Below are 13,829 nucleotides of genomic sequence, written 5' to 3'. Positions count from 1 at the left end.
TTCTCCTCTCAGTTCTCCCTGTTTTTTTATCTTATTTGTGTGACGAGTCAGCTTGGATGAACCGGCTGTACATGGCATCCAGAATATGCTGAAGCTCGGAGTGCAAGGATTCAATCGCTGGAATGTTCTCCAGGTTGTGCATCATGCCCAGAATAATGGCACGCCGCGGTGTGAATTCCATCATTTCCTGTTTCAGAATGGCGATAGTTTCAAGGGCATCGTTCCGGGATTGTCCTGCAGTCAGATCGGAAGTCACGATATCCTGCATCTGTTTGATGATGTGAATGGGATGACGCATCATCGTCGAATCCGTATGTGAATCGCTGGTCCATGCCGGCCAGTTTTCCAAAGGAATCAAAGGTGCAGGCCGCTGATTCAGCAGCCCATACGCTGCATAATCGATCGTTTGCAGTAGATTCGAGGCCATTTTGGAAACGGTTAGGGATGGCATTTCCGTGAACCAGATCTTGACGTAGGACAGGAACAGACCATGCGTTAGCAAAATAAGGTCTACGGTATAAGGCTCAATCTCGGGACCATACAGATCCTCAAGCTTATCCTTAAACCAGTGCAAGGTACGGATCTCCATATCCCTGTGCTTCGGATTGCATTTGCTGCCGGGATGCTGCTCATCATCCATCATGATGCTGCGCAGCTGTACCCGGAGAAACTCCTTCAGTTCGGAAACGTGAACCAGCAGCGTTTCAATCTGCTTGTGCAGACGTTCTCTGGATGTGAGACCGGCCTCATGTTCAATCTGGGACATCTCATCCATCAGGGTGTAAATGCAGTACTCCATTGTACTAGCTTCCAACTCCTCTTTGGATTTGAACATCAGATAGAGGCTTCCCTTGGACATGCCGCATAGCTCTGCAATTTCCTGCATGGAAGTTGCAGCACTGCCTTTGGCAGAAAACAGCTTAAGGGCTGTCGTAATAATGAGTTTTTTCTTCTCATTCATCTCATGAATAGGGTTCATTAACGATACATTCACCTCAGTGCGGAACTTATGAGTTCTTGAATTGACTTTAGGGTCAGAACAAGTATAAACGATTTGGGGGTGTGAATTCAAATGGGAGAGAATTGGGAAAAACGATAGGGATGAGCCGGTATTTAATAGAAGGAGAGGGAGAGATGAGGATAGCCACCTTCTACAGGATAGAGAGGAGAGTCATGCTCCGTTCTGAAAGGCATAGATGGCCAGAATAATAATGGCAGCAAGTGCAATCAGGTAAAAGGCACCTATGAGGATGAGAAATGAATATCCTGCGAGCGAGCCGAGATGTGCCAACCATTTCTTCATACAGATCATCCTTTCCACATTCACCGGGTATACATCATCTACTTACATGATATACCAAAAAGGCAGCTTCCAGATGGAAGTTGCCCTAGTTTTTACAGAATAGATACAGTTTTTACGTAATCAGTTTCAAACCAACCGCAGCCACCAATATCATGGCGATAAACAACAGTCGTTTGGCCTCCTTGCGTTCACCAAACAGGAACATGCCCGTTAATGTGCTGCCTACAGTACCGATGCCTGTCCATACAGCGTAGGCTGTGCCCATGGGAATGGAAGTCATGGCATAGGACAACAGCGAGAAGCTGAATACAAAGGAAACGAGCATGAGCACGATATAAGGCCAGCCCTTTTTGGTAGAAGCGCCGTTAATGCCGATCACGCCAAAAATCTCACAGATGCCTGCGCCTACAATGGCTAACCATGCCATTATGCCACACCTTCTTTCGCTTCTTCGTGTTGATCCGTGACCAGTTTCAGTCCAATTACGCCGCAGAGCAGGAGTCCAATCAGCAGAATTTTGGCCAGACGGAAAGGCTCGCCGAACAGCAGCATTTCCGTTAGGACCGTGCCTGCGGTTCCGATTCCGGTAAAGACGGCATATACCGTGCCCACGGGCAATCTCTTGGATGCTGCGATGATCAAAGCAAAGCTCACGATGATGGCTATAGCGGTTAAAGCCCATTCCCATAGATTGGAGGCGTGCTTCAGTCCGCTTACCCAGACAATTTCGATAATGCCTCCGATAAATACATATAACCAATTGCGGTTCATGATGATGTTTCTCCTTCCGGCACAATCTTCTGTGCCTGTTCGTTCAAATGATGAATGCCGTGCCAAAAGACAGGCCAAGCCGCTTCAAGACGCCGCTTATAACGACTTGAGCTTCCATAGATAATCTCAACGGTAATTCCATCGAGAGAAGTCATAAAAGCAATGGCAGCTTGTTCCGTTGGAATCAAAGGTAAGTCTCCATGACGTATTGCTCGCTGCAGAAGTCGGTTTAGAGATCGCTCCATGCCATCAAGGAATGGATGCACGAGATCCATCACTTCGTTGTACAGTCCCGGGGGAGGAAAGTAAGACATGCGCAGCATCAATCGGGCAGAAGCATTAGCGTTGTATTCCTGCTCGAACCAGGGAAACACGCCCTTGAGTCGGGCTTCCAGTGCAAGCTCCGCATGATCTCGAAAATATTCTAATGTATGGCGTTTTACTTCTTGAAAGGCATGGGCCAGTGCATGGAGAAACAAGTCTTCCTTGCCGCTGAAATGTGCATATATCGACGGTTTCTTAATCCCGACTTCATCAGCGATAGCTCTAAGGGACGCACCCTCATACCCATCTCTGGCAAAATGGAACAAGGCCGCTTCTAATATGGATTGTGCAGTCATTTTATTCACCTTCCTAACGGTCGTTAGGAGATTATATTTTCATATTTCACATCAGATGTCAAGTCATTCAAAAGAGCCGCCTGCTAAATTATAACAGGCGACTAAGGTGCTGCATTACACCAATCAGAACGTGGTGAAGCCCAGTATGAGCTGCAGTTTATAGATAATTCCCTTCAGAAAAGTCGTTTTCTCCTGGAATTCATCCAGGTGCAGGGTGAACTCGGCATCCTCATTATTCCACACTCGTTCGAAATAATCCGCCACGTTGCGAGTGAACTCATGGTTCGCGGGCGCAGCCACCCATAGTTCATTTTCAAGATTATAGTCATTCATGTTTCGTGGGGTAAGGTTGGTTGATCCGCCAAGTACGATATGATCCCCGGTTGCCTTGGCAATGTACATCATTTTGGTGTGATACTGCTCTTTGGTTGTGTTATACCAACGGATTTGGATTTTGCCATCTGATTTGTCATGCAGCTCTGCGGCTACAGGACGATTCGGAATGCCGATTTTCTCCTGACCGAATGCATTTTCATTCGGATCGAGCACAAGCCGGATGTTGACTCCCCGTTTGGACGCATCCAGCAGCCCATCCAGTACCTTCGGAGAAGCAATGTAGAACATGCCCATCCACAAGGTATCCCCTTTTTCCGTCAGATTGATCTCATGCAATACCGCATCATTTACTTTTCCTTCGGTCAGATAGCGAATTCGCAAATCCCCCTTGTTTGGATCCGTGGAAGGAGCAGTATAGGAAGGAACCTGACCTCCTCCTGATATGTCGAGTACAGCCTGTTCCGACTGGAGTATATCCCCGATGACTGGACCGGTAACCTCAAAAGCCACGTTGGAGTGATAGGCACTGGCATCGTGGATGTTGCCTGAGGAAATGATCGCCATCTTCTCACTGGCAACGACCTTGCGATGATTGGCTTTTACGTTGAGCAGCTTGAGATAGGAGCGCATCGTGATGTCTGGGCCGTCGCTTGCCATCAGGTTCGGCAGCCAGCCGTCTCCCGACTGACCAAACCATTGAAAGAACGTACGCCAGACCGCCGAGTATACAGGCGTCGAATCACGGAGGGGATCTACATTTGTAATGACAACCTGAATACCAGCCTGCTTCATTCGTTCCAGCAGCGCATTGGGTGCAGAGTTATAGTTGGTGTTCACTTCATCCGTAATAAACAGAATCTGCATGTCGGGATGCTGCTTTTTTTTGGCGACCAGCGCATCTGTGAATTCCAAACTGACCGGCGGGAAATGCTGTCCCTTATGCTGATAGTTGTTGAATAGGAACATATCCACCACAACAAACTGTTCAGCCTCCTCCACAATCTGAAGCATACGCTGGAAAATCTGCTGCTCATGTTCCATCTGTCCGTCCCCGGAGGGGTAAGTGAGGTCATGAAGGAAGGCTACCTCGTCTACCCGATATTCAGGGCTTTCATAGGAAATGCCTGCAGGTAGTGGCTTGTATGTTTGATAAATCATGACTGCCACGAGCCATAATATAAGAACTCCAAGAGCTGTGCGTATGTATGGAAAACGACGATTGGATGTCTTGTGTTCTGATGATGATCGCCTTGTATTAAACAACGGCATATCCCCCTTTTGTAAACTTGCTGACTTCTATTACCACTCCGTTATCCATATTGACGCAGGCTGCGTATTTGGACAGGGAGAAACGGGTTTTAGTCCATAAACGAATTGCCTGAATGCAATCGACAGGTGTAAGGCCGTTGTGTATAATGAGTGTATTATTTTTGTAGAATGTTGGGATTTCCATATACCTGACAAGGACGGAGGAAGTATTCGTTAACCTATTGATGGCCTGGATATTTCAGAAAAGAGAGTGGGTAATAAAGTGTATTCCATCAAACAAGTCGCTGCCATGCTGGACATTCCAACGGTAACGCTCCGGGCTTGGGAGAATCGGTACAGTGCGGTAACCCCTGAACGGACGGAATCGGGTTATCGACTGTACACCGATGAGAATGTTGAAGACCTGCGCTGGTTGAAGGAGCAGGTTGAACAGCATCAGACCAACATATCTGAAGCTGTACGCATGTTAAAAGAGAACAAAGCAAAGCCGCCCCAGCCGCCCGAATCGGTCATGCCAGCTCCGCTAACTACCCCGGTTCCCACGATGGAAGAGGCATACTCACGCATGGCCGATCAGATTTATGACTCGCTCTACCATTTTCAGGGTGAACGCGCCAACGGGTTGATTGATTTTGGCTTCACCATGTATGGATATGACTCCATGTTTTATCATGTGCTTGTCCCCATTCTCGTTCGTGTGGGGGATGCATGGGAGCAGGGCAGAGCAACGGTGGCACAGGAACACTTTATGACCCAGCTGATCTCACAGCGGTTCTATCAGTTTTTCCATCTGTTCCCGATCTATCCGCATCTGCCCAAAGTTCTGGCACTCTGTCCGGAAGGGGAGCATCATCAGGTGGGGTTGCTGTTATTTTCGCTGTTTATGCGCAAAAATGGAGCCGAGGTATTATATCTCGGTGCCAATACTCCCGAGGAGGGGGTATTCCCCATTATCCGGGAGCAAAAGATTAAACTGGTCTGTCTCTCCATTACGAATCCCAGCTTAAGCGAAAAGAGTGATCGGTTGATCGATCGCATTCTGTCCGAGTTTCCGTATATGCGCTTTATCCTTGGAGGCAAGGGTTATGAGCGCAATAAAAATGCAGCTTATCCGGATTGGATCATGCCGGAGAATTCATCAGACTGGCAGGCATGGCTGGAGCGGGAGTATTTGACGGAGAATCCTTTGCGTACGCAGAACTAAGCGGTGTCCAGTTTTTGACAAGGTGTAGACCACATGAGGGAGTTCATGAGCAACTTCTATTGCATGATAATGTATAGGCTATAAATTAAGTGACATCCTTTGACGCAAAAGCGCAAAGGATGTTTTTTTATGTTGTAAACGTTTAGTTTTACAGTAATTTGACCAGCGAGTCATTATTCGGTTTACAAGTTCGTATAATATTTGTATTATATTTGTATAACGTTTTGGACCATATCCGCTTCGATGAATTATCAACTGTTTAATAATAGGTCAAGGACGTAGGAAGCATGTTTTTGACCATAAGAAAGGTGAGTTGGCATGATATCTAATCAGCAACGTAAACGTGCAGCTGTTATTGGTGCTGGTCCGGGCGGACTTGCAGCAGCCATGTTATTGTCCGGTCAGGGATATGAAGTCGACGTTTATGAGAAACAGCCAGTGATCGGTGGACGCTCCGCCAGACTGGAGCTCGGGGAGTATCGCTTCGACCGGGGTGCGACTTTTCTTATGATGCCAGAGCTGCTTGAAGAGATGTTTGACGTTGTGGGACGTAAACTATCCGATTATGTGGACCTGAAGGAGCTGACTCCCTTATATGCCCTGAACTTTGGCGATAAGGTATTCACGCCTTCCCGCAACCGTGAGGATACCGCTGCCCAGATCAAGGAGTTGTTTCCCGGTAATGAGGACAATTATCTGAGGTTTATGCAGGAAGAGGAGATCAAGTTCGGCAAAGTTATGCCTTTGCTGCGCAGGCCCTTTGGCAAGTTGACAGACTATCTGCGCAAGGACGCTGTAACGGCTCTTCCGAAGCTGGATGTGAACAATACGGTTTACGGCATCCTGTCCCGTTATTTTACGGACGAGCGATTGCGCTGGGCCTTTACTTTTCAGTCCAAATATCTGGGTATGTCTGCCTGGGATTGTCCGGGGACATTCACGATCCTGTCATTCATTGAGCACCACTATGGACTGTTTCATCCGATTGGCGGCGTGAATCGTGTATTTCAAGCCATGGCTGACATTGTAAAAGAGTATGGAGGACGAATACATACATCAAGCCCGGTTAAACAGGTTATCGTTCGTAATGGCCGAGCTGAAGGGTTGTTGCTGGAGAACGGTGAACGCATTGAAGCGGATCATGTGGTCGTCAACGCAGACTTTGCACATGCGGTGAACCATCTGTTTGAACCGGGTGTGCTCAAGAAATATACACCAGAGAAAATGAAACGCAAGAAATACTCCTGTTCTACTGCGATGCTCTATCTTGGGGTAGACGGCGAGATTAATCTCCCGCATCACTCGATTTATTTTCCCGAAGATTACCGTTTGAACGTCGATGAGATCACGAAGCATAAAGTGCTGTCCGCTGACCCGTCTCTATATATTCATAACCCTTCCAAGCTCGACTCGACGCTTGCCCCTGCAGGAAAATCTGCATTATACGTGCTCATGCCTTCTCCGAACCTTACGGGGGACATCGACTGGGAAGGGGAACGAGAGAATGTACGTGAAGCAATGATGCAGCGGCTTGAGGCGATCCCCGAGCTGGCAGACATTCGGAGCCGTATAGAAGAATCCATGATGTTTACCCCGCTGGATTGGGAAAATGAACTGGATGTGTACCGCGGGGCAACGTTTAACATGGCTCATAATCTGGGTCAGATGATGTATCTTCGCCCGCATAACCAGTTTGAAGAATTGAAAAGGGTATGGCTGGTTGGTGGCGGAACCCATCCGGGCAGCGGCCTGCCTACCATATTCGAGTCCGCTCGAATCAGTGTCAGGCTGATTCAGGAAGAGGATGCCAGAATCCGTTCAAATCGATCCTCATATGTGAAGACCGCTAAGGCCGGAGGCCGTTCATGAAGCGGGCAGCCATTGTGGGGGCAGGCATTGGCGGGCTGACCTCGGCACTTTTGCTGAATCGGCAAGGCTGGGACGTAACGGTATACGAACGAGGTACACGAGTTGGCGGACGCATTGGGTATGAACAAAATGGGGAGTATCGCATTGACCAGGGCCCAACGATTGTGCTTCTGCCTGACATGCTGCATGGCATTCTGGAGGAGGCCGGTGTGGATCGCTCCAAGGTGGAATTGCTGCGCTGTGATCCGTTATACAGGGTTCACTATAGCAGCGGACGCGTCATGACCAAGATGACAGACCGAAGGCAGCAGGCTGAGGAGATTGAGCGGTTATTCCCTGGAGAGAGCCGGGGATTTACGAAATTTATGAAGGACATGGATACGCTGTTCCCGGCAGGACGATCTGCTTTTCTGGAAAGAGCATTTCCGCGGAAAAGGGATTTTTTCACACCGTCTCTTCTGTCCCTGATGGGCAGGCTGCGTGCACACAAAAGTGTACGTAAAGCTGTAGGGGATTACTTTCATCATGAAGAACTGCTTGATGCTTATTCGCTTCAGAGTCTGTATATCGGAGGATCGCCGTTTGGTACCCCTGGAATTTACTCTCTTCTTCCCTATGCGGAACATGAATATGGAATCTGGATGGTGAAGGGTGGGTATGCTGCATTACCCTCGATTCTGGAATCAGAACTGATTGCGCGCGGGGGGCGTGTCGTGCTGAACACAGAAGTGACCGGGCTTCGTATTCAAGATGGCGTCTGCCAGGGTGTAGAAACGGCAGCAGGCGCTGAAGAGGTGAATGCAGTCATCTATAATGGGGATTTCCCTCATTTAAAGGGCTTGCTTGGCAACATGCCTGAAGCAGCGGTCAAAAAAAAGCCGTATCGGCCCTCTTCCGGCTGTGTATTAATTTATGTTGGTGTCGACAAGACCTGGGAGGATGCAGCAACGCATCAATTTTTCCTGCCACCGAGTCTTGATGCAAGCTTGCGGGAAGTGTTCAACCAGCGCCGTATTCCGGCAAAGTCTTCGTTTTATGTATTTAACCCCGTTGCTGTGGACGAATCTGCTGCTCCGGCAGGCCACAGTGTATTATATTTTCTTATTCCGGTACCAGATGCTGAAGGGGTGGACTGGTCAACGGAAAGTGATGCACTGGCCGATCGGGTCCTGGAAGAAGCAGAGCAGCGCGGGTTCCCGGGGCTTCGTGCAGCGATTAGATGGAAGAAGGTACGTACGCCAGCAGATGCCGAGCGTGACGGACTATACGGCGGGGGCAGTTTCGGTATTGCGCCTATCCTGTTTCAATCGGGTGTATATCGGCCACAGCCGAAACCATTCCCGGCAATACGCGGATTGTACGCAGCAGGGGCGTCGGTCCATCCCGGAGGCGGAGTCCCGATCGTGATGCAAAGTGCGCGTATGGCCGTCAATCTACTCATGAAGGAGATGGGAACATGAATGAAACGATTTTGAACAGGTGCGAAGAGTTGATGCAAAAAGGTTCTTCTTCTTTTTATCAGGCCTTCAGAGGTTTGCCCAGTCCGCGTCGTGAAGCAGTATATGTAATCTATGCGTTCTGCCGCATCATTGATGACAGCGTGGATGAGCCGGAAAAGTCGATGTATACCATACACGAAATTCGTGATCGTTTTGAACATCTTGAAAAGGCGGAAGGCCACTTTATCTGGCCTGCATTGAGATGGCTGTTTTCTAATTTCCCTCACCTGGACAAGGGGCCTTTCTTCCGCCAGATGGATGGACAAATGATCGATCTTGAGGTAACCCATTACGGGACGATGAAAGATCTTGAACATTACTGCTATCTCGTTGCCGGAACGGTAGGTGAAATGCTGCTGCCTGTGCTGCGGGATGATAATGGCGCGGAAGTGGCCGTGAACGGCATTGCACTTGGCAAGGGAATGCAGATCGTTAACATTATTCGTGATGTGGGTGAAGACCGGGCAAGAGCACGTCGTTATGTCCCCCTCGAAATCATGGAGAAACATGGCTACTCCGAACAGGACTGGGCAGATGGCATTGTGGACGAACGGTTTGTAGCAATCATTCAGGAATTAAAAACATCAGCATTGGAGTGGTTCAGGCTTGGGATGGATCGGCTGGAGACCTACCCTGCGGAAAGTGCATTTGCCATCGAACTGGCGGCCGCCTTTTACTCCACCATCTTACAAGCGGTAGAACGTAACGACTATGACGTATATACCAAACGGGCCTTTGTGACCGATGAGTTGAAACTGGAGATGCTCGGTGTGATTGTGAAACGGTATCCGGTATTGACTTATCAGGCTTCCCGTACGGCGGTTTCCTGATGATACAGGTTTTGTATTGGGTATGGTACGTCATTGGGGCAACACTGATGCTCACCATCGGAGTCCCTGACATATTATCTTTTTCCAACGGTCTGTTTCTTGTTTTCTATGCACTCTGTGTGCTGGATCTGATCTATCAGGGGCGGAAAAGAACAGGACTGTCCGACCAGTCAGTCATATGGAAGGAACCAGGACTCTGGGCCGCTTCGGCCATCCTGTGGCTGGGCGGCATGGGTGTAGAGTGGGTTGGTGTCCATACGAAATGGCCCTTTGGGGAGTATGGCTACTCAGATTTTTTCGGCATCCATCTGTTCAGTGTTCCGGTCACCCTGGGCTTCGCCTGGATTGCAGTAGTCGGAAACTCCGCTCTGCTAAGCGGCGGCGGTTCTGGCTGGCCCGGGAAGCTGGTTCGGGCGGTCAAGACCGGATTCTGGGCTATTGTGCTTGATCTGGTGCTTGATCCGGTTGCGCATGCGAGAGGTTTCTGGCAATGGGAAGCACCTGGCGGATTCTATGGTGTTCCCTGGACCAATTACATCAGTTGGTTCATTATGGGTGCGTTTCTGTCGCTCTTTCTTCCAGCCATGCCTGCTGACGGCCATTCTTTGCTGCGAGCCAAGTGGGTGTACCAGCTGTTCATCCTGTTATTCGGTCTGCTTGCATTGAAAGAAGACATCACAGGCAGTTTCATCATTGCGCTTGTGGGCGCGCTGCTTGCAGAAGGGAGCTGGCTGAGTGATTCCCGCCGTAAAATCAAAACGGTTTAACCGAATGTTCTACTTATACAATCAGTATTATTTGCTGCGTCGGCGCTTTCGTTCATTCACGCTTTCGGGAAAACTGGACCCACAGCTTGGCGGCAAAATCGGCTTGTCCATAGCACCGAATCAATCCGTCCTCTATTTCATGAACCACAGTTCCTGGTGGGATGGCCTGTTACTCTATCACGCAGCGCTCCGGACTTCCGCAGGGGATCATTATGTCATGATGGAAGAGCAGCAGCTGCAGCAATATGCCTTCTTTCGCAAATTGGGCGCTTACTCCATCAACAAGGAGAGTGTTTCTGCAATCCGGAAGACCATGCAATATACAACGGGGCTGCTTCAGTCGGGGAAAAGAGTGTGGATCTTTCCCCAGGGCGAAATCCTGCATCAGGATGCAAGGCCCATTCGGTTTCGCCCTGGCATCGGATTACTGCTTCGTCGTTCTCCCCAGACGCTGGCTGTACCTGTAACTCTGTGTCATGGCATGGTTCAGCATGATTTGCCGGAGATATCGATGGTGGCCGGTGCGCCTATAATGGAAGACTGGAGTGTGTGGAAGAGTGAAGAGATTGCGGTCAGACTTGGTCTTGTGCTGGAGCAGCAGTTAGACCATCACAAGTCTGAGTTGGTGCGCATTGGACAAGGAAGTTTACCGGGAGCAATCTCCCTGATTCGTCACGGACGATCTACGAGTGAAAAATACGATGCGGCACGAAAGCGGGGAATCCGTTAACGATGAGTGTATCTGAGATATTATGGATCATTTTGACGTCTGTGCTAGGTGTGCAGTTGATTTTTGCGCTATGGAATGTGACCTGTCTGCCCAAAATCCGCTCGTTCCCTGCTGACCGGTTGCTGCACCCGGATACACTCGTCTCTGTCTTGATTCCGGCTCGTAATGAGAAACTACATATTGAGGGATGTCTGGAGAGTGTGCTTGCAAGTGATACATCCGGCTTCCGGATGGAAGTGCTGGTGTTGGATGATCGCTCGGAAGATGAGACGGCATCCATCATTCAGGCAATTGCGAATCGGGATGCACGTGTGCGACTGCTGGGTGGAGCCGAACCCCCGGCAGGGTGGATGGGCAAGTCATACGCGTGTCACCAACTGGTCCAGGAGGCCAAAGGCGATTGGTTTATGTTCGTTGATGCGGATGTGCGACTGGAACCAGAGGCGATTCGGCAAACTGTCGCTGCCGGATGTGATCAGGGAAGAGGTCTTGTGACAGGGTTCCCCTATCAGGTGGCGAAGACGTGGATGGAGAAGCTGGTCGTTCCCATGATGGTATTTACGATCATCAGTCATCTTCCAATTTTCATGGTGCGCAGGTCTTCCAGTCCGTTATTTGTCGCCGCAACGGGAGCATTCCTGCTGATTCATCGTTCGAGTTACGAGGCTTCAGGTGGTCATGCAGCCATTCAGGGAGATCTGGTGGATGACATGAGTCTGGCGAAAGCGATCAAGCGCGCAGGTCATCCGGTCATGCTGGTTGATGTGCATGAACTGGTCAGCACACGAATGTATCAGAACGGTTTAGAGGTATGGAACGGTTATAAGAAAAACATGTACGAGGGCACAGGACGCAGGGATGTGCTCCTGCTGGGCACCCTGTTGATGTATACAGTCATGTACCTTGTACCTCCAATAGGACTCGTTTTCGGATTATATTCAGGTAGTTCTACATCCATGATATATGGAATCATCGGCACGCTGTTGGGCATGGGGGTGAAAAGGGTGGCAGATCAAGCGGGCGGGCAGCCGTGGTGGCTTGCATGGTTGCAACCCATCAGCATGGCCTGTGTCATTGGTATTGGAATGGCTTCCTGGCGTGCAGGCCGCTCTGGTAAAGGGTATGTATGGAAAGGCAGGCGGTATAGTTGAGCAGAAAAGTTGTCATTGTCGGCGCTGGGTTTGGAGGCTTGTCCTGTGCCATACGCCTTGCTTCACAAGGCGTACGGGTAACCATGCTGGAGCGGCAGGCACACGCAGGAGGCAAGCTGCAGCAGGTGATACTGGACGGATATCATTTTGACCGCGGTCCCAGTACCATTACGATGCCATCCGCCTTCCGCTCTGTCTTTGAGCATGCGGGAGTGGAAATGGAAGATTACGTCCAGCTGTATGAGCTGGAGCCCCGCACACGCAATGTGTTTGCTGATGGTACTGTGGTGGATCTGTCCGGAAAGCGGGAGTGGATGGAGGAACAGATCGCAGCCTACAGCCCGGAGGACGCACTCCGTTACGATGCATTTATGGATGAGTCAGCAGCCCTCTATGCAGAAGCGAGCCGCCATTTTCTTGGCAAACTGCTGCTGACCGCAAAAGACAAATATAATCTTCAAATGCTGCGCAGTTTGCTGCGGGTGCGGCCGACCGTGAAACTGAATCAGCTTCTGCGATCCTATTTCAGTCATCCGCATACCCTGGCAATGTTTGGCCGTTATGCGACCTATGTCGGCTCTTCACCTTATCAGGCACCATCCATCTTCGCCATGATGGGCCATGTAGAGGCGGGTGAGGGTGTTTATGGTGTGAAAGGCGGGACCTATCAGCTGATTGCTGCCATGACAAAGCTTGCCCGGGAAAAAGGCGTAGAGATTGTTACGGGCACGGAGGTCCGGCAAATTGTCGTTCGAAATGGCAAAGTCACAGGTGTGGACACAGATCGGGGCTTCCGGGAAGCCGATCAGGTTGTTGCCAACGGCGATGTGCTCAGTGTGAATCGTCTACTGCTGGCACCGGAGCATCGGGAACAGATGAGTGATAGTCGAATCCGCAAGTATGAGCCATCCATATCCGGATTTGTAACTTTGGCTGGAGTGCGTCGGCAGTATGATTCCCTGCTTCATCATACTGTCTTTTTCCCTGAACAGTATGAGCCGGAGTTTAACCATATCTTTCGTGAACGCAGGATGCCGCTTGATCCGACAATCTACATTTGTTATTCCGGCTATTCCGAAGCGGGCATGGCTCCAGCTGGGGCAAGTAATCTGTTCATATTGGTGAACGCCCCATATTTGTCCGATGCTTGGAACTGGGATGAGCAAACGGAAAGCTACGGTGAGATTGTTCTGGATAAGCTGGCACAGCGGGGAATCCAGGGGCTTAAACAGTCCGATGTGCTGATTCGGTACACGCCTCAACATATCGAGCGCGATACATTGGCTCATCAAGGGTCAATCTACGGCATATCATCCAACTCGGTGAAGCAGACCTTCTCACGTCCGGGCAACAAAAGCAAGGATGTAAAGGGGCTGTGGTATGTGGGTGGAACGACACATCCGGGAGGCGGGACACCCATTGTGACGCTATCCGGGCAACTGGTTGGCGAGCAGCTTGCATCCGAGCTCGTACGCTGAAT

The 13,829-nt window shown here is 49.9% G+C and carries 14 protein-coding genes; 8 read left to right on the top strand and 6 right to left on the bottom strand.

Features of this window, described 5'->3' with window-relative positions:
* Nucleotides 1-31: 31 nt before the first annotated feature.
* The 6 genes from HP552_RS17485 to HP552_RS17465 form a co-directional block, all read right to left on the bottom strand.
* Nucleotides 32-979 carry a TetR/AcrR family transcriptional regulator gene (locus HP552_RS17485; RefSeq protein ID WP_175396692.1) on the bottom strand — a complete coding sequence of 316 codons (948 nt, stop codon included), beginning with the start codon at nt 977-979 and terminating at the stop codon, nt 32-34.
* 192 nt (nt 980-1,171) lie between these two features.
* On the bottom strand, nt 1,172-1,303 hold the full coding sequence (locus HP552_RS35400; RefSeq protein WP_281366068.1) for a hypothetical protein: 132 nt from the start codon (nt 1,301-1,303) through the stop codon (nt 1,172-1,174).
* 112 nt (nt 1,304-1,415) lie between these two features.
* The gene (locus HP552_RS17480; RefSeq protein WP_175396691.1) at nt 1,416-1,730 is read right to left on the bottom strand and encodes a DMT family transporter; all 315 of its coding nucleotides are present in this window, start codon (nt 1,728-1,730) and stop codon (nt 1,416-1,418) included.
* Entirely contained in the window at nt 1,730-2,074 is a 345-nt protein-coding gene (locus HP552_RS17475) for a DMT family transporter (RefSeq protein WP_175396690.1), read from the bottom strand. The genes HP552_RS17480 and HP552_RS17475 overlap by 1 nt, the downstream gene beginning before the upstream one ends.
* A complete protein-coding gene (locus HP552_RS17470) occupies nt 2,071-2,694 on the bottom strand; it encodes a TetR/AcrR family transcriptional regulator (RefSeq protein WP_175396689.1) in 624 nt (207 codons plus the stop codon). Before HP552_RS17470 ends, HP552_RS17475 begins: the two co-directional genes overlap by 4 nt.
* Before the next feature lie 123 nt (nt 2,695-2,817).
* A complete protein-coding gene (locus HP552_RS17465) occupies nt 2,818-4,188 on the bottom strand; it encodes a phospholipase D family protein (protein WP_246310963.1) in 1,371 nt (456 codons plus the stop codon).
* Between the two features lie 373 nt (nt 4,189-4,561).
* Here HP552_RS17465 and HP552_RS17460 point away from each other — a divergent pair, with 373 nt between their 5' ends.
* From HP552_RS17460 to HP552_RS17425, 8 genes are all read left to right on the top strand, one after another.
* Nucleotides 4,562-5,503 carry a MerR family transcriptional regulator gene (locus HP552_RS17460; protein WP_175396687.1) on the top strand — a complete coding sequence of 314 codons (942 nt, stop codon included), beginning with the start codon at nt 4,562-4,564 and terminating at the stop codon, nt 5,501-5,503.
* Nucleotides 5,504-5,821: 318 nt separating this feature from the next.
* Nucleotides 5,822-7,372 carry a phytoene desaturase family protein gene (locus HP552_RS17455; RefSeq protein ID WP_175396686.1) on the top strand — a complete coding sequence of 517 codons (1,551 nt, stop codon included), beginning with the start codon at nt 5,822-5,824 and terminating at the stop codon, nt 7,370-7,372.
* Nucleotides 7,369-8,832 (top strand): phytoene desaturase family protein, encoded by a 1,464-nt coding sequence (locus HP552_RS17450; protein WP_175396685.1) that lies wholly within the window; start codon nt 7,369-7,371, stop codon nt 8,830-8,832. Before HP552_RS17455 ends, HP552_RS17450 begins: the two co-directional genes overlap by 4 nt.
* Nucleotides 8,829-9,701, top strand: a complete 873-nt coding sequence (locus HP552_RS17445) for a phytoene/squalene synthase family protein (protein WP_175396684.1) — start codon at nt 8,829-8,831, stop codon at nt 9,699-9,701. Before HP552_RS17450 ends, HP552_RS17445 begins: the two co-directional genes overlap by 4 nt.
* Entirely contained in the window at nt 9,701-10,468 is a 768-nt protein-coding gene (locus HP552_RS17440) for a carotenoid biosynthesis protein (protein WP_175396683.1), read from the top strand. The genes HP552_RS17445 and HP552_RS17440 overlap by 1 nt, the downstream gene beginning before the upstream one ends.
* Nucleotides 10,437-11,198, top strand: coding sequence for a lysophospholipid acyltransferase family protein (locus HP552_RS17435; RefSeq protein ID WP_175396682.1), 762 nt, complete (start codon nt 10,437-10,439; stop codon nt 11,196-11,198). Before HP552_RS17440 ends, HP552_RS17435 begins: the two co-directional genes overlap by 32 nt.
* A gap of 2 nt (nt 11,199-11,200) precedes the next feature.
* The gene (locus HP552_RS17430) at nt 11,201-12,349 is read left to right on the top strand and encodes a glycosyltransferase family 2 protein (RefSeq protein ID WP_175396681.1); all 1,149 of its coding nucleotides are present in this window, start codon (nt 11,201-11,203) and stop codon (nt 12,347-12,349) included.
* A complete protein-coding gene (locus HP552_RS17425; protein WP_175396680.1) occupies nt 12,346-13,827 on the top strand; it encodes a phytoene desaturase family protein in 1,482 nt (493 codons plus the stop codon). The genes HP552_RS17430 and HP552_RS17425 overlap by 4 nt, the downstream gene beginning before the upstream one ends.
* Nucleotides 13,828-13,829 lie beyond the last annotated feature (2 nt).

Origin of the sequence: Paenibacillus xylanilyticus (assembly GCF_013359935.1) — a bacterium.
GTDB classification, from domain to species: domain Bacteria; phylum Bacillota; class Bacilli; order Paenibacillales; family Paenibacillaceae; genus Paenibacillus; species Paenibacillus xylanilyticus.
This window is presented reverse-complemented; position numbering and strand designations above follow the sequence as displayed.